14 protein-coding genes are annotated in these 22,236 nt (G+C 66.2%); 1 reads left to right on the plus strand and 13 read right to left on the minus strand.

Annotation, left to right across the window (positions count from 1 at the left end):
• Positions 1-96 precede the first annotated feature (96 nt).
• On the plus strand, positions 97-1,473 hold the full coding sequence (gene dbpA / locus AC3IR3_RS18555; protein ID WP_489194309.1) for an ATP-dependent RNA helicase DbpA: 1,377 nt from the start codon (positions 97-99) through the stop codon (positions 1,471-1,473).
• A 53-nt stretch (positions 1,474-1,526) separates the two neighbouring features.
• Here the strand turns inward: dbpA and hrpB are convergent, their stop codons facing one another.
• The 13 genes from hrpB to AC3IR3_RS18620 form a co-directional block, all read right to left on the minus strand.
• Positions 1,527-4,037 carry an ATP-dependent helicase HrpB gene (gene hrpB / locus AC3IR3_RS18560; protein ID WP_489194310.1) on the minus strand — a complete coding sequence of 837 codons (2,511 nt, stop codon included), beginning with the start codon at positions 4,035-4,037 and terminating at the stop codon, positions 1,527-1,529.
• A gap of 46 nt (positions 4,038-4,083) precedes the next feature.
• Positions 4,084-6,276 carry a type II secretion system secretin GspD gene (gspD, locus tag AC3IR3_RS18565; RefSeq protein WP_489194312.1) on the minus strand — a complete coding sequence of 731 codons (2,193 nt, stop codon included), beginning with the start codon at positions 6,274-6,276 and terminating at the stop codon, positions 4,084-4,086.
• A gap of 3 nt (positions 6,277-6,279) precedes the next feature.
• Positions 6,280-7,023, minus strand: a complete 744-nt coding sequence (locus AC3IR3_RS18570; protein WP_489194313.1) for a hypothetical protein — start codon at positions 7,021-7,023, stop codon at positions 6,280-6,282.
• Entirely contained in the window at positions 7,020-7,622 is a 603-nt protein-coding gene (gene gspM, locus AC3IR3_RS18575; protein ID WP_489196967.1) for a type II secretion system protein GspM, read from the minus strand. Before gspM ends, AC3IR3_RS18570 begins: the two co-directional genes overlap by 4 nt.
• The gene (locus AC3IR3_RS18580) at positions 7,609-8,757 is read right to left on the minus strand and encodes a type II secretion system protein GspL (protein WP_489194315.1); all 1,149 of its coding nucleotides are present in this window, start codon (positions 8,755-8,757) and stop codon (positions 7,609-7,611) included. The genes gspM and AC3IR3_RS18580 overlap by 14 nt, the downstream gene beginning before the upstream one ends.
• Positions 8,754-9,614: a type II secretion system minor pseudopilin gene (locus tag AC3IR3_RS18585; protein WP_489194317.1), complete on the minus strand. Its 861-nt coding sequence runs from the start codon at positions 9,612-9,614 to the stop codon at positions 8,754-8,756. The genes AC3IR3_RS18580 and AC3IR3_RS18585 overlap by 4 nt, the downstream gene beginning before the upstream one ends.
• Positions 9,611-10,276, minus strand: a complete 666-nt coding sequence (locus AC3IR3_RS18590; protein ID WP_489194318.1) for a type II secretion system protein GspJ — start codon at positions 10,274-10,276, stop codon at positions 9,611-9,613. The genes AC3IR3_RS18585 and AC3IR3_RS18590 overlap by 4 nt, the downstream gene beginning before the upstream one ends.
• Positions 10,273-10,698: a prepilin-type N-terminal cleavage/methylation domain-containing protein gene (locus AC3IR3_RS18595; RefSeq protein ID WP_132146060.1), complete on the minus strand. Its 426-nt coding sequence runs from the start codon at positions 10,696-10,698 to the stop codon at positions 10,273-10,275. The genes AC3IR3_RS18590 and AC3IR3_RS18595 overlap by 4 nt, the downstream gene beginning before the upstream one ends.
• Positions 10,695-11,135: a GspH/FimT family pseudopilin gene (locus AC3IR3_RS18600; RefSeq protein WP_489194320.1), complete on the minus strand. Its 441-nt coding sequence runs from the start codon at positions 11,133-11,135 to the stop codon at positions 10,695-10,697. The genes AC3IR3_RS18595 and AC3IR3_RS18600 overlap by 4 nt, the downstream gene beginning before the upstream one ends.
• 10 nt (positions 11,136-11,145) lie before the next feature.
• Positions 11,146-11,514 (minus strand): type II secretion system protein GspG, encoded by a 369-nt coding sequence (locus AC3IR3_RS18605; RefSeq protein ID WP_489196968.1) that lies wholly within the window; start codon positions 11,512-11,514, stop codon positions 11,146-11,148.
• Between the two features lie 77 nt (positions 11,515-11,591).
• A complete protein-coding gene (gene gspF / locus AC3IR3_RS18610; protein WP_489194321.1) occupies positions 11,592-12,809 on the minus strand; it encodes a type II secretion system inner membrane protein GspF in 1,218 nt (405 codons plus the stop codon).
• A gap of 15 nt (positions 12,810-12,824) precedes the next feature.
• Positions 12,825-14,549 (minus strand): type II secretion system ATPase GspE, encoded by a 1,725-nt coding sequence (gene gspE, locus AC3IR3_RS18615; protein WP_489194323.1) that lies wholly within the window; start codon positions 14,547-14,549, stop codon positions 12,825-12,827.
• A gap of 198 nt (positions 14,550-14,747) precedes the next feature.
• Entirely contained in the window at positions 14,748-22,061 is a 7,314-nt protein-coding gene (locus AC3IR3_RS18620) for an ESPR-type extended signal peptide-containing protein (RefSeq protein WP_489194325.1), read from the minus strand.
• Between the last annotated feature and the right edge of the window lie 175 nt (positions 22,062-22,236).

Genomic DNA, 22,236 nt, shown 5'->3' on the forward strand with positions numbered 1-22,236 from the left:
AGTTTTGTACTCACGTCTCCCGGGTACACACACAAGCTCTACCCACGAACGGCGCGCGATCCTGCGCCTGGCCACCATAGATGCGATCATATGGGCATGACCGACTTCAGCCAGCTCGCCCTCAAACCCGCCCTGCTCGCCGCCGTGGAAGCCCTTGGCTACCCGGGTATGACCCCCATTCAGGCGGCCAGCCTCCCGCCAATCCTGGAGGGCAAGGACGTCATAGCGCAGGCACAGACCGGCAGCGGCAAGACCGCGGCGTTCGCCCTCGGACTGCTTCAGCATCTGAATGCGGACACCATTCGATTGCAGGCGCTGGTGCTCTGCCCTACCCGCGAACTGGCCGATCAGGTCAGCAAAGCCATTCGCAAGCTGGCGGCCAATATTCCGAACGTGAAGCTACTGACGCTGTGCGGCGGCATGCCGCTGGGTCCACAGCTGGCCTCGCTGGAGCACGACCCGCACATCGTCGTGGGCACGCCCGGCCGTGTGCAGGAACACCTGAAGCGCGGCAGCCTTCACGCGGGCGGCGTGAAAACCTTCGTGCTCGACGAAGCCGACCGCATGCTCGACATGGGTTTCGAAGAAGCGATCGACGACATCGTGTCGCGGATCTCCAAACACCATCAGACCCTGCTGTTCTCGGCCACCTATCCCGACGAGATCCGCGCGGTCAGCGGTCGCGTTCAGCGCGACCCGGTCACGGTGACCGTCGATACGCCGCATAGCGAAGCGACCATCGAACAGCGCGTCGTCGAGGTCGAACCCTCGCAGAAAGTCGTTACCCTGTCGCAGATCATTACGCACGAACGGCCCGAAGCCGCGCTGGTGTTCTGCAATATGCGCAAAGACACCGAGGCGCTTGCCGCCGAGCTGGACCGGCGTGGGTTTTCCGCACTGGCGTTGCACGGCGACCTTGAACAACGCGATCGCGACGAGGTGCTCGTGCGGTTCGCCAATCGTAGCTGTTCGATCCTCATCGCCACCGACGTCGCCGCGCGCGGCCTGGATATCGCGGCGTTGCCGCTGGTGGTCAGTTACGACGTCGCGCACGATGCGGATACGCATACGCACCGCATCGGACGCACGGGCCGTGCGGGTAACAGCGGACTGGCGATTACGCTCGCCGGATCGCGCGATCTGCCGAAGATCGCGGCCATCGAGGAACGGCTTGGAGCCCGGATCAAGCGCTATCCGGCGAAACCCGTCGTCGACGCGCGCAAGGTACTGAATCTCGCGCCGATGAAAACCGTGGTGATCGACGCTGGCCGCAAGGACAAGCTCCGCCCTGGCGACATTCTCGGCGCACTCACAGGCGATGCGGGCCTCGCTGCGAAGGACATCGGCAAAATCGACGTCTTTGCGACGCGCGCTTATGTCGCTATCAGTCGCGACCTGGCGAACAAGGCTCTGGAACGGCTGCGCGCGGGCAAGATCAAAGGCCGCAACTTCCGCGTACGCCCGCTAGGCTGATTCAGCACTTGCAGGAGCGCGCTCCTGCAATGAATCCCGGCAAAGCGAACGGATCAGGTACCGCGGGGTTTGGCCCGATGTGTGGCCGTCGCCGTCCACGGATCGTCGGGCCAGGGATGTTTCGGGTAGCGACCTTTCAGCTCCTTCTTCACTTCCGGGTACGTACGTTCCCAGAAACCGTGCAGGTCCTGCGTCACCTGGATGGGGCGACCTGCCGGGGACAACAGATGCAACGTCACGGGGACGCGTCCCGCACCGACTCGCGGCGTATCCGCCAGCCCGAACAGTTCCTGCAGCTTCACGGACAACACCGGCGAGCCCCCCGGGTCGTCCGGCAGTGTTCCGTATTCCAGTCGCCGGGTCATACCGCTGGGTACGCGTAGTTCGTCCGGCGCGTCGGCGTCCAGAGCGCGGCGCTGGTCGTAATCCAGCAACGCCGCGATGGCCTGCGACAGATCCGCCGCCTGCAACGCGCTCAGCCGACGCTTGCCTTCCAGATAAGGTGCAAGCCAGCGATCGAGCGACGCCAGCAGGGCGTCGTCCGACACATCGGGAAGCCCCAGCTCCGGTCGCCAGATACGCAGCGCACCCATGCGTGCGCGCAATCGTCGCGCGGTTTCGCTCCAGGGCAATGCCTCGATGCCGCCTGCACGAATCGCCGCGAGCAGGGCCGGCAACGCGTCGGCGCCGGTGATCGGAACACTTTTGCGTTCGAGTACCAAGGCATCGAAACGCCGCTCTTCGAACGCCTCCGCGATGTCGCGTGCGTCGTCCCAACGCAGCACGCGCTCCGTGACGAAACGTGAGGGGTAGTCGATCTCCAGCATCCGAGGATCGAATGGTGCCCCCGCGAAGATCGGGCTATCGCGCGCATCCAGCTTCAGATCCAGCACGACCAGCCATGGCTCGCCATGCAGTGCGCTGTTCTCGTGCAGCCGCGCGCCACGACCATTCGCCAACTGATAGCGCATGGCATTTCCTTCGTCGCGACGCGCTATGCGATCCGGAAAAGCATGGGCAAGCAGATCGCCGACAGCGTGCGCGTGCGGCACGCCGCTGGCGCCGGTGCGCACACCCAGTCGACGACGCCACCCCGCGGCGGCCTTTTCGATAGCGGCCAGCGCAGCGATATCCGCCGAGCCTGCCCGCGCACCACGTGCGCCGCCGTCGCGCCACAGGTGCAGCGCAGCGACGCGCGCACGGAAGTCGTCGGTGCGCCCCAGCTCGCCACGCAAGGGCGAACGCGCCTCCATCAACGCGAGAAGATCCGCCACCAACGGGTGAAGTTCGGGTGGTGCGCGCAATGCCGCCGCAGCGAGCCGGGGCGTGGCGCCCAGTGCCAGCATCTTTCGGCCCAGCGCCGTGATGCGCGATGTGTCATCCAGTGCCCCCAGCCGGCGCAGCAGATCGCGCGCCTGTCCTATGGCGCCCGTGGGTGGGGCATCGAGCCACGGAATGTCTTCGCTACCCCAGGCGGCAAGTTCGAGGACAAGTCCGGAAAGCTCGGCCTGCGCGATTTCCGCCGTGCGCTGCGCGTCGAGACGCCGACTCTGCGGCCACAGGCGATAAGCGACGCCCTCGGCGACGCGCCCCGCACGCCCGGCGCGCTGATCGGCGGATGCCTGGGAAATCGCGATGGTTTCCAGCCGCGTAAAACCCGACTGCGGATCGAATCTCGGTTCGCGGGCCTGACCGCTGTCGATAACGGCACGTATACCCGGCAATGTCACGCTGGATTCGGCGACATTGGTCGCGAGCACGACGCGACGCACACCCGGATCGGGCGGCGCCAGCGCGAGGTGTTGTTCCGCCAGCGATAGTTCGCCGTGCAGCGCAACGACTTCCACGCCTTCGTGTTGACGTTCGACGATCGCACGGGTGCGTTCGATTTCGCGTCGACCGGGAAGGAACGCGAGTACGTCGCCATCGGTCTCGCGCAACGCCTGATTCACCGTGCGCGCGAGATGTTGCTCCATTGTCTCCTGCGTACGTGCCGGCGGATGGTCGATGCGTACCGGATAGCTACGACCGGGGCTGCTTATCCGCGGCGCGTCGAGCCATTGCGCGATACGTTCGCCGTCGAGCGTGGCCGACATGACGACTAACCGCAGATCGGGCCGGAGGTTCGCCTGGACGTCCAGCGCGAGCGCCGCACCGAGATCGCCCGCGAGATGGCGTTCGTGGAATTCGTCGAACAGGATCGCGCCGATGCCCTCCAGCGACGGATCGTCCTGAATCATCCGGCCGAGGATGCCTTCGGTAACGACTTCGATACGCGTACGTGGCCCGATGCGGGACTCGAAGCGGATGCGATAGCCGACCGTATGGCCGACTTCCTCGCCAAGCTGCCGGGCCATGAATTCGGCGGCGGCGCGAGCGGCGATGCGGCGTGGTTCGAGCACGACGATCTTGCCCTCGCCCAGCCACGACGCGTCCAGCAATGCCAGCGGCACCTGCGTCGTCTTGCCCGCGCCGGGAGGCGCTTCGAGAACCAGGCGCGGATGATTTGCCAACGAACCGGCGATCTCCGGAAGCAGCGGCGTGATGGGATAGGAAACGGTCATGGACCGGCTATGGTACGGAAGCCGGTCCACGTGGGCGAGCGGCGCGTCAGGCTTCGTTCGCCGTCTCGATTCCGCCATCCGCCGCTTTCGCCGGTTCGAGCGAGCGGAATCGCTCCCGGAACTCGTCGGCAACCCGTTTTGCGTCGTCGCCATTGGCGATGACCTTGGGCGTGATCAGCACGATGAGTTCGGTCCGGCCATTGTTGCGGGACGTGCCGCCGAAAAGATTGCCCAGGACCGGAATACGGCTCAGATAAGGCACGCCGGACTTCGACCGCTCGTCCTTCTGCTGGATAAGGCCGCCAAGCAGAACGGTCTGACCGCTTTGCACCGCGACCTGGGTCTCCAGCTGGCGTTTGCCGATGGTGACATTACCGCTACCGTCGGGCTGCCGTGCGTCGCTGACTTCCTGCGATATCTGCAGGTAGACGAGGCCACCCGGATTGACCCGCGGCCTCACCTGCAGGATGACCCCGGTGTCCTTGTACTCGACCTGGCCGATGGGGTTGTTGGTGTTGGCATTGGTGTTGACGTAGGTCTGCACAATGGGGATCTGATCGCCCACCTGGATACGCGCCTTCTGGTTGTTCACCACGACCAGAGATGGCGACGAAAGCGTTTTGGTATTCCGATTCATCTCCAGTGCGCGAACCGTCGCCTGAACTTCGCTGTTGATGAACGAGTAGTAGAACGTGTCGTTCGCACGAGGCCGGCTGCTGTTGCGACCCAGCTGCCACTGCTGCTTGTTGCCCGGCTGCCCGCCACCGATCAGGCCTTCCAGATACCACTGCACGCCAAAGCTGAATTCGTTTCTCAGCTCGACTTCGAGAATGCGCGTTTCGATCTGGACCTGTAGCGGAATGGCGTCGAGCCGCTTGATGACTTCCTCCATTTCGGCCCACTGCGCGGGACGGGCACGGACGACGAGCTGATTATTAGCCTCCACCGCCGAAATCCGGACACCCTGATCGCTGGCGGCGGTTGCCGCACTGGCTCCCGGTGTCGACGGAGCATTGGGTGATGAAAAGAAATCGGAGTTGCTGTCGCCATACGCCTTCCGGCCATCGCTGTCGCTGTCGCTGTCGCTGTCGAACGACGTAGCCCCACCATTGCCAGTATCGGAAAACCCCTGCGTGCCGGACGTAAGCCCGGGCGATACGCGACCGGCATCGTTTTTGCGCCGCGAGGTTTGCCCACCGTAAAGGCCGGACAGATACTCAGCCAGATCAGCCGCCGGCAGATTGCGCACATCGTACACAAACAAGCGAGGCTCGTTGCCACCGCCCCGGTCGATACGATTGATCCATGTCTTCACCTCATCGAGGTAGGCGACCTGCGGACTGATCACCACCAGGGCATTCGTCCGCTCGATCGGAATAAAACGCATGAGACCCGCAACGGGCGTGCCGCTCTTCGCACCGAACAGGCCGTCGAGCGATGGCATCAATTCTTTGACGTTCGCGCGTTCGAGATTGAATACACCTACCGACATGCCGCGAAGCCAGTCGACGTCGAACGTGTCGATCGTTCGCTGGTAGTTATCCAGTTCGCTCGACGAACCGGCCATCACCAGCACATTGCGCGCAGGATCGGCGAGCAGCACCGAGTCCTGACGTGCAAAAGGTTTTATGAGCTTCTGCATCTCGACAGCCGAGATGAATTGCAATGGAAACAGGCGTGCCTGCAGGCCATCCCGCGGCGTCGATGCCCCGAGGCTCGGTGCGATATTCCCTGCGACCGCGTCCCGCGACGGCATCACCACATAGCGATCGCCATCGCGCACCAGCGCATTCTGTGTCCACGAAAGCAGCGTTTCTAGAATGAGCAACGCCTGATCCCGACGGACCGGCTTCGACGTCGAGAACGAAATATTGCCGGCGACTCCCGGCGTGATGCTGTAGTTCTCGTGGAGCATATCGCCGAGAACGACCTTGACCACCGCCTCGATGGGCTGATCTTCGAAATTGAACGTGAAGGTGTCCTTGCCGACGGGAAGCACCCTGGGTTTCGCCAACCCCATCGGACGAATGAACTGACCGCTGCCTTTCGCTATATCGCTGGACGGAATCGCCGCGACCTCGGCTCCGATTGCCGTCGCCAACGCTTGCGGAACAGGCTTTTCGAGGCCCTTCAGCGCCTCGCGCTGAAGGGCCAGGTCGTCATGTCTTGACGACAGCGACGCGCAGCCGGACAACAGCGCGGCAAGCGCCGCGCCTCCCAACCGGATTCCCGTATTCATGATTCACCGTACTCCTTCCTTGGCGGATTCAGCCTGTTGCTGTTGCTCGGCCCTGCGCTTCTGCACAGCGGCCTTCAATGCTTCGACGCGTTGATCCTGCAACGCGGCATCGTCCTGACGCGGACGGGGCAAGTTCGGACCCGTCATCGACGAACTGGAAACCGGACGCTGTACGCGCGGAGGCGTCCCACCCGGCGGTTGCGGTGGCGGGATGCCCGGAGGAATGCCAGGAGGAGCATCGGCCCGGCGCGGCGCATCCTTCAGCGGCTCCGGCGCACTCACCTTCAACGTCAGTTCGCGATGCTCGCCGCCGTTATCGAACGTGGCGCTGCGTGGCGCGAGCGTCACCAGTGTCCAGTGCCCTTCCAGTACGCCACCTTCGCGCACGCGCACCGTAACGTCCTTGCCTTTATCGCGCAGCAGCGCCATTCGCAGACCGGACGTCATGATGATGCCCGTCAGTTCGAGGTCGCCGATGTTGCTCGCCTCGCTGTCGCCATCGGCAATCTGTACGGGCTTGCGATCGTTATTGAACAGCGGCCGTTGCCAGACTTCGGCGAAGGTCGCCAGCGGAACCGGCGTCGGCATCGGCGCGGGGCGTGCGGGCGGAGGTGGGGATGCCGCCAGGGGCTCGTCCCAGTGCACGCCGCGCCCCAGGCCGCCGAGAAAAACGACAAGAACGACGGCCAGAACGGCACCGACCAGGGCCAGTACGGGCGTCAGGCGACGTTGGGCGGCGGCGTTCACGAAGCCCCCTTCGGCGCGGGCGCGTTCGCCTGACGGATGTAACCCGATACGGTGAACTGCACTTCCATGGGCACCGGCGCGCCGGAACGCGCCGCCACCGGATTGCGATAAACGCTGAAGTCTTCAATGAACAGGTAGGGCGAGTCTTCCTCGATATCGTGCAGCACGGCCGCCAACGGCTGCATGTGGCAACGCAGGCTGATATTGACCGTGACCTTCCGGTAGGGATCGGACGCTTTTTCCTGACTGGGCACCGGCTGCTTCTGCACGACATCGCATGCGCCGTCGTCGTGATGCGCGGCCGCGACATCGACGATGCGCTGCATCAGGCCAGCCGCCGCCGCGTTGGTATCGTCCTCGGGCAGGAAAGCGCTGCTCTGGGTCTGCCCCTGGGCAAGTCCGGCAAGCCGTTTCTGAAGCGCGGGACGTTCCGCGATCGCCGTGGCATATCTGCGCTGCGTGTCGCGCAGGTCGGCCATTTCGTTGGCGATAGCCAGTTGCGGCGACACAAACCACCAGTGCACCAGCACGAAGTAAGCGATGACGATCACGGCGATCAGCAGGAGTACGGCGGCGGCGCGCGACTCAGCGGGCTTCATTCGCACGGGCGACCTCCGGCTTGACCACATGGGCGCGTGCCTGCATATAGAAGCGCTCTTTGCCCGACGTCGGATCGGTCTGAATCGTGCCCTGGAAACTCGGCTCGCCAAGATAGGTGGCACCCTTCAGGGTATCGATGAGTCGCGCGGCCTGCGGACTCTGCCCCTGAAAACCGATCTGTCCGCTCGCGTTGAGAGTGAAGCGTTCAAGCCAGGTGTCGTCGGGCAGACGATGGGTAAGTTCGTTGAGTACCGGCAGCACGGCGGGCACTTCCGCCTTGCGCTGGGTAAGAAAGCCCGATGCGCCGGCGCTGTCGGTAAGACGCTGGCGTAAGGCGGCGACACGCTGCGCGTCGCCGCGCATGGATTCCACCTGGTCCCGCATGGCGTCCAGTGCCGATTCGCGGTTGTGCAGCCACCCGGCCATGCATGCGAAGACCAGCAGGACACAAGCGGCGGCCAACGCGATATTCGTTCGTCCGCGTGCATTGAGCCGCCGCGTCGCCCGCCCCGGAGGAAGAAGATCGACACCCGCCCGCACCGCGCCATCGACGACGTCGACACGATCCAGCGGAATGCCCAGTGCCTGAAGACGGTCCAGCAACGGATCGAGCCGGGCGCGCGGCACGGCGGCCAGTTCCGCAACGAAGCGCCCCTCGGGCGCCGGGCCGGTAAGTTCGCGAACTCCGAAATGCACGTCGTCGGAGCGGAACGGCGTCTGGCGGTCGACGTCGTAGCCGACGACCTGACGCAGATTGTCGCGCGCCGCCAATGGCAGCACGAGACGGCGACGCAACACGTCGGAGACGGGCAGACACAGTGCGACATACCGATCCGCGGGATCGACACCGGCCATCGCATCGATCAGCGCACGCGTCTGCAACGCATCGGCATCGTCGTCGGCGACACGAACCAGGGCATCCGTTTCGCCGGCACGCCGCAACGACCAGCCGTGATCGTCGCGTTCCAGCAGGAACCAGTGGGCGCCTCCGTCCAGCAACGACCGTATGCGGGAAGGCAGGAGCTTGTGCAGTTCACCGCCCCACCATGCAAAAAACGGCGGCAGAGGCGATGTGCGCCAGACGCGGCGCAATCGCTCCAGGGGAACTCCGATGGCGTCCTGCATTGCGGTCATTCACCGTCTCCTTCGCGCCATCGCAATACGGCGTAGGGCTGAGTTCCCGATCTTATCCCACGCAGACGGATCGTCGCTGTAAGGATAGACCTCGTCTGGTCGGTAAGAATGGCCTCCGCACGAATCGTATGGGTGACGCCGTTGCCGCCGGCAAGCGCGCTGCCCGTGGTGTCGTTGCGTTGCGCGAGGATCGCGCTGGCCTGATCGGGGCCGAGGCCCGGCACGGCGGCCAGGGCGAGTGGCGGAGCATGCGCGGTATTGGGGCGTTCGCGCCCCGACCAGATCGTGATCGCCGGGGCGATCGTCGCGAAGGTCTTCGGGTCCATGCCAAGCACCATCCGCACTTCCTCTACCGTAGCGAAAGGACCGTTGCGCGGGCCGTAGTCCAATCCGGCCGCTTCGTACTGGGGCTTCTTCGCACCATTGGGCAGCGATCCCTCGGTCGGATTGCGCCAGTCCTGCACGGCGGCCGACAACCGCTTTGCGCGATCTTCTTCGACGCCCGCGGCAACGAAGAGCGCCACCAGCACCTGATCCGACGCTGCATTCAGATCGACCTTGCCGTCCTCGTCGGTCACGCTGACGTGCACGGTCGCGTTGTCGAAAGGAAAAGTGTACGAGCGACCGTCGGCGATCCAGCGTGCGTTGGCGTCCGGGTCCTGCAGCGCCTGCACTGCCCGCACGATGCCCGCTTCCGCCGCGTAGTGCGCCTGCGTCTGGGCAAACTGGTAACGCGCCTGCAATCCTTCCGTACGTGCCAGCATCGCGAATCCGCCGAGCATGATGGCAAGCAGCGTGCAGCCCCACAGCACGATCAACAAGGCGACCCCGCGCGATGAGCGATAGGAGCGGATCACCGGATCACCTGACCGCGCAGACCGCGCGACAATGAATTCGGACCGCCGGTCGCCGAAGGGTCGATGCGCAAAGGGGCGTCCATCGTCGGCCACGCCGTACCGCCGTCGAGTACGAGGGACACCCGTACGAGCGAGGGCGTCCGGCGACCGTCCGGCCATGTTTCCTGCCAGTCGCCCGGCTGGTTCTGGTCGTCCAGACCGCGATACTCGAACCCGCCACGGCGAATGCCGCGCAGAAGGACTTCGGGCTCGCCGACCGTTTTCGGTTCGCCGCCATCGGGCGGCAACAACGCGAAACTGGCTTCCAGTCGAAGGGTCCGATGGCCATCGTCCACGAGGCTGATGGTCTGCAATTGCGGACCCAGCTTGCCGAGATAGCCCGGCAGCGGCGCCACGAAACGAAGTGTCTTCGCATCGCCGTTGAAAACGATGGGGTCGCCGTCGTCGTTGCGATCGAAACCGACGTTCAGTGCCTGGGCCAGTTCCGCGCGCAGGAATCCCTGCGTCGACCGGATCGCATCCATACGTTCGATCGCGGCATCGCCGCTGCGAACGATGCGCGACGCGGTACGCACGCCGGAATAAACGCCCAGCAGTACGATCGTGAGCAAGGCGAGCGCCGCCAGCACTTCCATCAGGCTAAAGCCCTGGACACGCTTCATGGCAGGCCTCCGGGCGGCGGCGCACCCATGCGCAGCGTGCTGAAGCGCGCACTGCGCTCGTTGTTGTCGCCACCCCAGAGCACATCGAGATCGAGTCGATACAAACGACGGGACGCGTCCTGCGGCACGCCATTGCCGGAAGCAGCGGCCTGCCAGGGCGTTACCGTCATACGCCACCGATACGTATCGTCGAAACGTCCTTCGCTTGAGCCCTCCCGCAAGGGCTCCATCACGAAGGCACTGTCGAGCATCGAACGCGCGCGCAACGCGGCCTGCGTACGTTCGCCAGCGCGCGCCGTGAGACTCATCGAGCTCCCGGCGACCTGCATCAATGCCGCGAACGCAATCGCCAGAATCGCGATGGCGGCAATCACTTCCAGCAGACTGAAGCCGCGCGCTGCGCGGAAACGCGGGACATTCATTGCGTGACAACCACGCTCACCGCCCCGGTCAACCAGCCGACATTGACGTGCCATTCGCGGGTGCCCCGTCCCAGCGTCACCCGCCCGCCGGTCGAGCTGCCGTCGGGGAAGAAGCGGATCCGTCCGGTCGTCGCATTCACCCGGTCTTCCTGCGCGCTGGTCAACGCCAGCGTCATGCCCTTGGGCAGCCGCACCGCCGGCTTGCCCGGGGCCCGGTAGGTCGCCCCGGCCGTGTCCACTTCCAGCGCCAGACTTTCCCCGCGCACGATCGCCTGCGCCCGCGTCCAGCGCAGCGCCGCGGCCAGCTCCCCGCTGGCCGCACTCACCCGCGCGCTGGCCAGCCCCTGGGTCACCGGGATCGACACCGCCGCCGCCGCGATCCCGATCAACAGGATCACCGCCAGCATCTCGAACAGGGTGAAGCCGCGCGCGCGCATGCCGGTGCCGTTACTGCCAGTTGCCGACGTCGGCCGAGTAGCCCTCGCCGCCCGCCTTGCCGTCCTGCCCGTAAAACACCAGGTCGAAGCTGCCGTGCTCGCCCGGGTAGCGGTACCCGAACGGATGACCCCACGGGTCCTTCAGGTCCGACGGCTTCGCGTACGGGCCCTGCCAGCTCCCCGCGTCGGCCGGCTTGACCATCAGGTCGTCCAGCGCCGCCGGCGGCGTGCCGTTGTCCAGCGCGTAGTTCTCGATCTTCTGCCCCAGCGTGGTCAGCTGCGCCTTGCCCGCCCCGTACTTGCCCTTGTCCACGTTCTTGCCCACCTGGGTCACCACGATCGCCCCGATGATCCCGATCAGCACGATCACGGCGAGCATTTCCAGCAGCGTGAAGCCGCGGGCCAGTCGGGTACGGTAAGTCGGTTGCGCGCGCATGGGGTCTCCTTAGGATGCGATTAATTGATGTTGCTGGTCAGGCTCAGCAACGGCAGCAGGATCGCGGCCATGATGATCGCGACCATCACCGTCATCACGATGGTCAGCGCCGGCACCAGCGCGGCCAGCAGCCGGTCGATCGCCCGCTTGGCCTCCACGTCGAAGGTGTCGGCCACCTTCAGCAGCATGCTGTCCAGCGCGCCGGCTTCCTCGCCGACCTGGACCATCTGCAGGGCCAGCCGCGGGAAGCGCTCGGCCTGGGCCAGGGCCACGCCCAGCCCGGCCCCGCCCTTGACCTGCTCGGCCGCCTGGGCCAGCGCCGCGTCCAGCGCGCGGTTGCCGGTGACCTGGCGGGCGATGGTCAGCGCCGAGAGCAGCGGCACGCCGTTCTTCAATAGGGTGCCGATGGTCCGCGCGATCCGCGCGGTCTCCACCTTCAGCAGCAGCGGTCCGGCCACCCGCATCGTCAGCAGCCGCGCGTGGAAGGCCCGCTTCGCGTCCGGGTCGCGCAGGCGCAGGCGCACGAACACCGCCGTGCCGACGATCGCCGCGAGCATCGCCCACCACCCGTCCGAGATCGCCGTGCCCAGGGCGAGCACCGCCGAGGTGATCCACGGCACCGGCACCTGCATGTCGGCGAAGATCGGCACGAACTGCGGGACCACGTAGGCCAGCAGCAACACCAGCGAGCCGAGCACCCCGACCATCAGGAAGGCCGGGTAGATCAGCGCGTTGACGATGCTCCCGCGCAGCGCCTGCGAACGCTCCAGGTACTCGGCCAGCCGGCGTAAGGTCTCGTCCAGCGAGCCGCCCGCTTCGCCGGCGCGGACCAGGCTGACGTACAGCCGCGGGAACACCCCGTGCTCTTCGTCCAGCGCCTGCGACAGCGTCGTGCCGCCACGGACCCGGTCGCGGATCCGCTCCACCAGGTGTTTGGCCCGCTCGCCTTCGGGCAGGTCGAGCAGGATCCCCAGCGCCCGGTCCAGCGGCTGCCCGGCCCCGAGCAGGGTCGCCAACTGGTGGGTGAACTGGGCCAGCTGGTCGCCGGTGAACGGCCCCTTGCGGAACAGCCCGGCCAGCCCGCTCGCGCTGCCGTCGCCCTCGGCCGGCGCCGCGTCGAGCGGCGTATGCCCCTGCTCCTGCAAGCGCGCGATCACCTCGGCCAGCGAGGGCGCGTCCATCTGCCCGCTCAGCGCCTCGCCGCTCGCGCTGATCGCCCGGTAGCGGAACTGGCTCATGGCGAGGGCCTCCCGTCAGGACTCCTGCGTAACACGCAGCACCTCCTCGATCGTGGTGATCCCCGCGACCGCCTTGGCCAGCCCGTCCTCGTACATCGTGCGCATCCCTTCGGCCCGCGCCTGACGCTCGATCTCCCCCGCGTCCGCCCGCTGCATCACCAGCCGGCGTAAAGGGTCGCTCATCACCAGAAACTCCATGATCGCCCGCCGCCCGCGGTACCCGCTCGGGTTGGTCGCGCTGGTCCCCGGCTTCCACAAGCGGATCGGCCGCTCGTCGGTGTACTTGTGCAGCTCGAACTGCGCGATCACCTCGGGCAACGCCTCGTACGCCGTCGCCGTGTCCGGGTCCAGCCGGCGGACCAGCCGCTGGGCCAGGATCCCGTTCACCGTCGAGCCCAAGAGGTAATCCTCCACGCCCATGTCCAGCAACCGGGTGATCCCGCCCGAGGCGCTGTTCGTATGCAACGTCGAGAGCACCAGATGCCCGGTCAGCGCCGACTGGATCGCGATCCGGCAGGTCTCCAGATCGCGCATCTCGCCGATCATGATCACGTCCGGGTCCTGGCGCACGATCGAGCGCAGCGCCCCGGCGAAGTCCAGCCCGATCTGCGGCTTGACCTGGATCTGGTTGATCCCTTCGATCTGGTACTCCACCGGGTCCTCGACCGTGATGATCTTCACGTCCGGCGTGTTGATCTGCGAGAGCGCCGTATACAGCGTCGTCGTCTTGCCCGAGCCGGTCGGCCCGGTCACCAACAGAATCCCGTGCGGGCGGTCCAGCACCTCGACGAAGCGCGACTGGAAATGCTCGGTAAAGCCCAGCGAGGCGAAGTCGAACACGATCGACTCGCGGTCCAGGATACGCATCACCACCGACTCGCCGAAGCTGGTCGGCACCGTCGACACGCGCAGGTCCAGCTCCTTGCCCTGCACCCGCAACTGGATCCGTCCGTCCTGCGGCAGCCGCCGCTCGGCGATGTTGAGCCGGGCCATGATCTTCACCCGCGAAATCACCGCCGCGGTCGAACTGGACGGCGGCGCTTCCACCTCGTGCAGCACCCCGTCGATCCGGTAGCGCACCTTCAGCCGGTTCTCGAACGGCTCGATGTGCACGTCCGAGGCGCGCTGCTCGACCGCCCGTTGCAAAATCAGGTTGACCAGCCGGATCACCGGCGCCTCGGAGGCCAGGTCGCGCAGGTGCTCGACATCGTCCTCGACCGCCTGGCTACCGTCCAGACTCTCCACGATGCTGCCCATCGCCGACCGGCCCTGCCCGTAATAGCGCTCGATCAGGTCGTCGATCTCCGAGCGCAGACCCACCCGCAGACCCACCTCGCGGCCCCAGGCCAGCCGCGCGGCCTGCAACGGGTACGGGTCGGCCGGATCGGCCACCAGCAGGGCCAGCCCGTCCTCGCCGTCGCGCACCGGGACCACGTGGTACTGCTTCAGAAACCGCACCGACAGCTCCACGTCCGCCGGCGGCAACTCCGGCGCGTCCTTCGCCGCCAGCAGCGGCAACGCCAGCAGCTCGGACCAGGCATCCGCCAGGTCCCGCTCCGACACCAGACCCAACCGCGCCATCAGCGCGGTCAACGTGCCTTCGGGCGTTTCCTCGTGCAGACGGCGCGCACGCGTCAGGTCGCTGTCTTTAAGACGCCCACGCGCTACCAGATAGGCGCAGATCTCGACCTCGCCCGGTTCGCCAGTCAGCATGTCCTTATGCGCGGTCGTCGCCGACATGCGTTCTCCAGATCCAGTGCGATCGTTGGGGTTGCGTCCGCACAATCCTGTACGTACGGGCCCACATTGTTATCACATACCGGGCACGCTCGGCGACCACTGTTCCGGGTAATGCGACGCAACTCAAACAACGAGGGCCGGCGCACAGCGCCGGCCCTGCGTGATTTCCCGAAATTCCCCAGGGGAATTCCGGCCCGTTTACCAGCCGATACCTACACCCACGCCACCGGAACTCTCACTTCCACTGACGGCGGCACCGAAGGTGACGTTGGCGTTGGGAGCGAGGGAACGCGAGTACCCAACGGACAACGCCGCCTGGCCCCGATAACCGCCCACGCCCACGCCGATACGGTTATCCGTATTAATGCCCTGGGTACTGAATGCCATCTGCGACATCGCCGCACCCATCGCCCCCACCTTGTTCAGCTTGTCGTCCAGACGCGTGAACCGGTTATCCGTATCGCGCTTGAACTGGTCGAACGACGAACCGCTGACCATCGAGCCGACCTTCTGATCGGTATACGCCTTGGCACTATTGAGCGTCTGCACATCGCCGTTGTCCGCGTACTGCTTCGCCGTCGTCAGCGCCTGATCGACCTGCCCCACGTTGGCGGCATCGGTAGGTGCCGTGCCCGCCGCAACATTGACCACACGACGCTGCGCCGTGGACGTGCCCACGGACACTGTGTTTGCCTGATCCGCGACCGAGCCCGCACCGAGAGCGACCGCGTTCGTCGCAGTAGCTGTGACGGTCGCATTCGTGCCTATGGCGGTACTGTTATCCGCACCGATCGTGGCGTTGTTGCCGATAGCCAGATCGCCCGGATCCTTGGCATGGCTACCGGTACCGATCGCGATGCCGTTGCCGGTGCCTTCGACGATCGCCGCAGGCGTCACGGCTGCAGGCGTTACAACAGGCGGAGTGACCGCCGGCTCCACATGCGGAATGACACTTCCACCACCCCCAGTGCGACTGTTCTCGAGCGTATTCACACGACCGTTCAGGCTGGTCAACGCGCCGTCCAGCGCACCCAGTGCGTCGCCAATGCTGTGATACGACGATCCCTGGGCCCGATAAACCGGTCCGATGAAACCCGTCGCTCCCATGGTCGCGCCGCCGCCCAGAGCCTGGGCCACCGCGTCGCCATAGCTCGCCGCACCGGCGGCAACGGCATCCATGGCGGATACCGCATCGCCCAGCTGTTTCACGTTCACGGCATCGGTCGCACGCGTACCGGCCGCCACGTTCGCAATCTGCCGCTCGTTGCCGGTGCTGCCCACGGAGACCGTGTTCGCGCGATTGACGGTCGAGTTGGCGCCGATCGCGACGGAGTTGGCTGCATTCGCGGTCGCGCCGTAACCGATCGCGGTGCTGTTTGCCGCCGACGCCGTTGAAAGGCCGCCGATCGCCACGGCATGATTCGCGGAAGCGGTAGCCAGAAGACCGTTGGCAACCGATTCTTTTCCGCTGGCCACGCTCTCCGCACCGGTAGCCGTCGCGCCCTCTCCCGATGCAGTGGCGTAGTAGCCGCTCGCCGTCGCTTCGACACCCGACGCTTCGCTCAATGCACCCGTCGCCAGCGCACCATCGCCACTCGCCACGCTTACCGCACCGACCGCGGTCGACTGCTCGCCGCTGGCCAGGCTTTCGGCACCGTTTGCCGTACCGTATTCCTTCGTCGCCTGCGCTTTCGCACCGGTAGCGGTCGAACTCGCTCCCAATGCCGTCGCGTTGAAACCGCTGGCGGTCGCATTCTTCGCCGTCGCCGTCGCACCGCTACCCAGGGCCGTCGTGCCATCCCCGAGACCGAAGGCCGATGAGCCGACCGCCGTCGCATACTTGCCCTTGACCTCCGCATCGTCGTTACCGTCGCCGGTAGCGGCAACGTAGCGGCTGGCGGCGCCGACATGGTCCGCAAGGTTGTTCAGCTGATCGACGTTGACCGCGTCGGTACCCGTGGTACCGGCGGCGACATTGGTCACCTGGCGTTCCTTGCCGACGTCGCCGACCGACACCGTATTGGCTCGCGTGGTCACCGAGTTGGCACCCAACGCCACCGAATTGGCTGCATTCGCCGCCGCCTGGTATCCGAGGGACGTGCTGTTCGCGCCCGATGCCACGGCGAGGCCGCCGACTGCGGTTGCATTCGCGGTAGCCGCATAACTGCCGCTGCCGATGGCGGACGCGAAATCGCCGTCCGTCGCCGCACCCGCACCGACCGCCGTCGACTGCACACCGCCCGCGCTCGACTGCGCGCCGATAGCACTGGCACCGAGATCGCTTGCCGACGCCGTTTCGCCGAAGGCCACGCTGGAGGCGCCGCGAGCGGTACTGTTCCAGCCGACCGCCGAAGCGTACTCACCCGTAGCCCACGAACCCGCGCCCAGTGCCACCGCACCGGCTCCGCTGGCCATGGCCGGGAAGAGCCCTAAGGACGACCCACCGATCGCGATGCTTTCCGCGCCCGTTGCCTGCGCACTTTCGCCCACCGCGACGCTGCTCGCACCAGCCGCGGTACTCTGCGTGCCGACCGCCGTCGACAGGCTGCCTGTCGCGTTGGCGACCGCGCCGAGCGCCAACGACTGGCTACCCGCTGCGTTCGCACCCACACCGAACGACGATGCCGCGAAACCTTCCGCCTGCGCACTCGCACCGACCGCCGTACCGCCAACGCCCGCACTCGTCGCACCGGTTTCCACCGGCACGCCGCCACTGGTGATCAGCGGATTGCCGTTCTCGTCGACCGCCACGCTACCGACCGCGACGCTGCCCGGGCCATGCGCCTGCGCGCTCGCACCGTACGCCGAACTGTTGATGCCATCCGCAACACTGTTGGTACCCGTCGCCGTGGCATTCACGCCCAACGCAATCGCACCGCTACCCAGTGCTGTCGCACCCTGCGCCGCCGCGAATGCCGCCGAACCCACCGCCGTTGCGTACTGACCCAACGCCTGTGCGTCGTCGCTGCCATCGCTCAGACCGTTGGCCTTGAAGTAATGGCTGGCATCCGCGACGCTGCCCGATACCGCATCGAGCTGGTTCTTGTTCACCGCATCGGTGCCTTCCGTACCGGCCGCGACATTCGTGACCTGCCGCTCGCTGCCGACATCGCCGACCGACACCGTGTTCGCCCGGTTGTTGACCGAGTTCGCACCGATAGCGACCGAGTCGACGGCATTCGCCGTCGCATTCGCGCCAAGCGCCGTGCTGTTGTCCGCCTTGGCGTATGACGCCGCACCGACCGCCGTGCTGTTCACACCTCTGGCGTAACTGTTCCAGCCAAGACCCGTCGCATAGTCCGCCGTCGCCCAGGCACCGGCACCGAAGGCCGATGCACCCAGCCCTGTCGCTTGTGCGGGAATGAAGCCGAAGAACGTCGAGCCGCCGACCGCCACGCTTTCGTCGCCGGTCGCTTGTGCACTTTCGCCCACCGCGACGCTGCTCGCACCGGCCGCGGTACTCTGCGTGCCGACGGCCGTCGACAGGCTGCCTGTCGCGTTGGCGACCGCACCGAGCGCCAACGACTGGCTACCCGCTGCGTTCGCACCCACACCGAACGACGATGCCGCGAAACCTTCCGCCTGCGCACTCGCACCGACCGCCGTACCGCCAACGCCCGCACTCGTCGCACCGGTTTCCACCGGCACGCCGCCACTGGTGATCAGCGGATTGCCGTTCTCGTCGACCGCCACGCTACCGACCGCGACGCTGCCGGGGCCATGCGCCTGCGCGCTCGCACCGTACGCCGAACTGTTGATGCCATCCGCAACACTGTTGGTACCCGTCGCCGTGGCATTCATGCCCAACGCAATCGCACCGCTACCCAGTGCTGTCGCACCCTGCGCCGCCGCGAACGCCGCCGAACCCACCGCCGTGGCGTACTGACCCAACGCCTGTGCGTCGTCGCTGCCATCGCTCAGACCATTGGCTTTGAAGTAATGGCTGGCATCCGCGACGCTGCCCGATACCGCATCGAGCTGGTTCTTGTTCACCGCATCGGTGCCTTCCGTACCGGCCGCGACATTCGTGATCTGCCGCTCGTTACCCACATCGCCGACCGATACCGTGTTGTCGCGACTGGTAAACGAATTCGCGCCGATCGCCACGGCATTATTCGATGCCACCAGCGAACCGGCACCCAGTGCCGTACTGTTGTCGCCGAACGCCCAGGCTCCCGAACCCAGCGCCACCGAGTTCGCACTCTCGATACCAAGTCCGGCAAACCCCGTTTCCGCGCCATTGCCGATAGCCACGCTGTTGGTGCCCGAAGCACTCGAACCCGTACCCAACGCCACCGCTCCGCCGCTATACGCCGCCGACCGATAACCCGCAGCGAGCGACACTGCGCCGGCCGCATAGGACTGACCGCCAAGTGCCGTCGAACCTGCGCCGGATGCCTCGGAAAGATAACCGGCCGACGTCGATTGCTCACCCGCGGCGAATGCCGCCGTGCCAAGCGCCGTACCAAACTTTCCCGCCGCCTGCGCGCTTGCGCCCACCGCCGTCGACGACAGGCCGGACGCATTGGCTGGACCCACCGCCTCACCGGTCGAACTGTATGTAATCAGCGGCTTGCCATTTTCATCGACGGCCTGACCGCCGATGGCCGTCGCGCCGTTCGCCGATGCACTCGCACCCGCGCCATAGGCCGAACTCTGCACGCCTTGCGCCGTGCTGTTAAAGCCGGTGGCCGTCGACTGACTGCCGAATGCCGTTGCGCCACTGCCGTACGCCGTCGCGCCGGTGCCATGCGCGAATGCGCTCGATCCCGCCGCCGTCGCGAGATCGCCATCGGCCTGCGCATTGTCGGTGCCATCGCTCAGACCGTTGGCCTTGAAGTAATGGCTCGCATCCGCAACGCTACTCGACACCGCATCGAGCTGATTTTTATTCACGGCATCGGTACCTTCCGTGCCATCCGCGACATTCGTGATCTGCCGCTCGTTACCGGCTGCACCGACCGACACCGTGTTCGCCCGGTTGTTGATCGAGTTCGCACCGATAGCAACCGAGTCGACGGCGTTGGCAGTGGAGTTCGCACCCAGCGCCGTACTGTTATCCGCCAACGCAAATGCCGAGGCGCCCACCGCCGTGCTGTTGATGCCATCGGCATAGCTGTTCCAGCCAAGACCCGTCGCATAGTCCGCCGTCGCCCAGGCGCCGGCACCGAAGGCCGATGCACCCAGTCCCGTCGCTTGTGCGGGAATGAAGCCGAAGAACGTCGAGCCGCCGACCGCCACGCTTTCGTCCCCGGTCGCTTGTGCACTTTCGCCCACCGCGACGCTGCTCGCACCGGCCGCGGTACTCTGCGTACCGACCGCCGTCGACAGGCTGCCTGTCGCGTTGGCGACCGCGCCGAGCGCCAACGACTGGCTACCCGCTGCGTTCGCACCCACACCGAACGACGATGCCGCGAAGCCTTTCGCCTGCGCACTCGCACCGACCGCCGTACCGCCAACGCCCGCACTCGTCGCACCGGTTTCCACCGGCACGCCGCCACTGGTGATCAGCGGATTGCCGTTCTCGTCGACCGCCACGCTACCGACCGCGACGCTGCCCGGGCCATGCGCCTGCGCGCTCGCACCGTACGCCGAACTGTTGATGCCATCCGCAACACTGTTGGTACCCGTCGCCGTGGCATTCGCGCCCAACGCAATCGCACCGCTACCCAGTGCTGTCGCACCCTGCGCCGCCGCGAACGCCGACGAACCCACCGCCGTGGCGTACTGGCCCAACGCCTGTGCGTCGTCGCTGCCATCGCTCAGACCATTGGCTTTGAAGTAATGGCTGGCATCCGCCACGCTGCCCGATACCGCATCGAGCTGGTTCTTGTTCACCGCATCGGTGCCTTCCGTACCGGCCGCGACATTCGTGATCTGCCGCTCTTTCCCGACATCGCCAACCGACACGGTGTTGTCGCGGGTGTTGTACGAATCCGCACCGATCGCGACCGAGTTATTGGCAATCGTCCATGCATTCGCGCCGATCGACGTACTGTTATTACCCAGTACCCAACTGCCCGCACCGACCGCGACCGCGTTCGCACTTTCCAGACCGAACAAACTGAAGCCCGTTTCGGCGAGATTGCCGATGGCGATGCTGTTCGCACCCGCCGCGCTCGCACCGCCGCCGATGGCGACCGCACCCGCGCTGTACGCCGCTGCCTGATAACCCGATGCCAGCGACAGATCGCCCGCCGCATAAGCCTGGCTACCCGTCGCGGTCGCACCCGCGCCAGAGGCCTCGGCGAGGAAACCCGCTGCCGTCGACTGCTCGCCAGCGGCAAAGGCAGCCGTACCGAGCGCCGTACCGAACTGCCCCGCCGCCTGCGCGCTTGCGCCCACCGCCGTCGACGACAGGCCGGATGCGCTGGCCGGACCGACCGCTTCGCCCGTCGCGCTGTACGTAATCAGCGGTTTGCCATTCGCGTCCACCGCCTGGCCGCCGATGGCTGTCGCGCCATTCGCCGACGCACTCGCCCCCGCGCCATACGCCGAACTCTGCACGCCTTGCGCCGTGCTGTTGAAACCGGTGGCCGTCGATTGATTGCCGAATGCCGTCGCGCCACTGCCGTACGCCGTCGCACCGGTGCCATGCGCGAACGCGCTCGAGCCTGCCGCGGTGGCCAGGTTGCCATCGGCCTGCGCGTTGTCGCTGCCGTCGCTCAGGCCATTGGCTTTGAAGTAATGACTGGCATCGGCAACGCTGCCAGCCAGCTTATCGAGCTGCGCCTTGTTCACCGCATCGGTAGCGGTCGTACCGGCAGCAACGTTCGTGATCTGCCGTTCCGCGCCCGTCTTGCCGACGGAAACGCTGTCCGCCCGATTCGCCACGGAGCCCGCACCGATCGCTACGGCGTTATCCGCCGTCGCTTTGGCGTTCTGCCCAAGGGCCGTGCTGTCGTCGCCCGTTGCACGACTGCCCTGACCCACGGCCGTACTGGCATTGCCGGTCGCGCGGCTGCTGTCGCCAACCGCCGTCGACGTCGCGCCGGTCGCGCGTGCGCCGGTACCCAATGCGCTGCTCTGAACACCACTCGCGCGGCTGCCCTGACCGATCGCGATGGCCGATGTCTGGCTTGCCACGGCGTCCTGACCCAGCGCAGTCGCCTGCAGGCCCGTCGCGCGGCTGCTCTGACCCACGGCCGTCGCATAGTCCTTCGTCGCCGCCGCGTCCTGACCGAATGCCGCGCTCGCGCTACCCGTCGCGCGGCTCATGGTTCCCACGGCCGTGCTGTACGCGCCGGAGGCACGCGCCGATACACCGCATGCAAATGCCGAATCGCCCTTCGCCACGGGCGCCAGGCCGGAAAAATCGCCCGCGCAGATCGTGCCCGCCTGTGCGGGTACGCTGCCCAGCGCCAGCAGTGCGCCGGCTGCCAGCGGCAGCACCATCATCGATGCACGAACGCGCCGGGCACTCCCGCCCTTGCCGTTCGCACGAGCTAGCTCCGAGGCAACGACCAGCATGCCGAGCGACTTGTTCCAAACCTTGCTGTAAATGGTGTTCACAGACTTTCCTCCCACGGAAACCGCGTCTGAGCGAATGAGTGACGGCGCCTGAGGCGCCACCGGACTGCGTGCTGTACGTACGTCGCCCATACGCGGCGTACCGGAATTCACGCGGCCGCCGGGCATTGACCCGTTCGGCCGTCCATACGTCGATATTTGTCTTCCCCTGCCCGCG

The sequence above is a fragment of the Luteibacter sp. GL_149 genome, from assembly GCF_057834065.1.

What these genes read in the sequence shown, in the direction of transcription:
- gspD (WP_489194312.1), bottom strand. Translation starts at nt 6,276, where the DNA reads ATGAATACGGGAATCCGGTTGGGAGGCGCGGCGCTTGCCGCGCTGTTG.
- dbpA (WP_489194309.1), top strand. Translation starts at nt 97, where the DNA reads ATGACCGACTTCAGCCAGCTCGCCCTCAAACCCGCCCTGCTCGCCGCC.
- gspF (WP_489194321.1), bottom strand. Translation starts at nt 12,809, where the DNA reads ATGAGCCAGTTCCGCTACCGGGCGATCAGCGCGAGCGGCGAGGCGCTG.
- gspE (WP_489194323.1), bottom strand. Translation starts at nt 14,549, where the DNA reads ATGTCGGCGACGACCGCGCATAAGGACATGCTGACTGGCGAACCGGGC.
- gspM (WP_489196967.1), bottom strand. Translation starts at nt 7,622, where the DNA reads ATGAAGCCCGCTGAGTCGCGCGCCGCCGCCGTACTCCTGCTGATCGCC.
- AC3IR3_RS18595 (WP_132146060.1), bottom strand. Translation starts at nt 10,698, where the DNA reads ATGAATGTCCCGCGTTTCCGCGCAGCGCGCGGCTTCAGTCTGCTGGAA.
- AC3IR3_RS18590 (WP_489194318.1), bottom strand. Translation starts at nt 10,276, where the DNA reads ATGAAGCGTGTCCAGGGCTTTAGCCTGATGGAAGTGCTGGCGGCGCTC.
- AC3IR3_RS18605 (WP_489196968.1), bottom strand. Translation starts at nt 11,514, where the DNA reads ATGCTCGCCGTGATCGTGCTGATCGGGATCATCGGGGCGATCGTGGTG.
- AC3IR3_RS18600 (WP_489194320.1), bottom strand. Translation starts at nt 11,135, where the DNA reads ATGCGCGCGCGCGGCTTCACCCTGTTCGAGATGCTGGCGGTGATCCTG.
- AC3IR3_RS18580 (WP_489194315.1), bottom strand. Translation starts at nt 8,757, where the DNA reads ATGACCGCAATGCAGGACGCCATCGGAGTTCCCCTGGAGCGATTGCGC.
- hrpB (WP_489194310.1), bottom strand. Translation starts at nt 4,037, where the DNA reads ATGACCGTTTCCTATCCCATCACGCCGCTGCTTCCGGAGATCGCCGGT.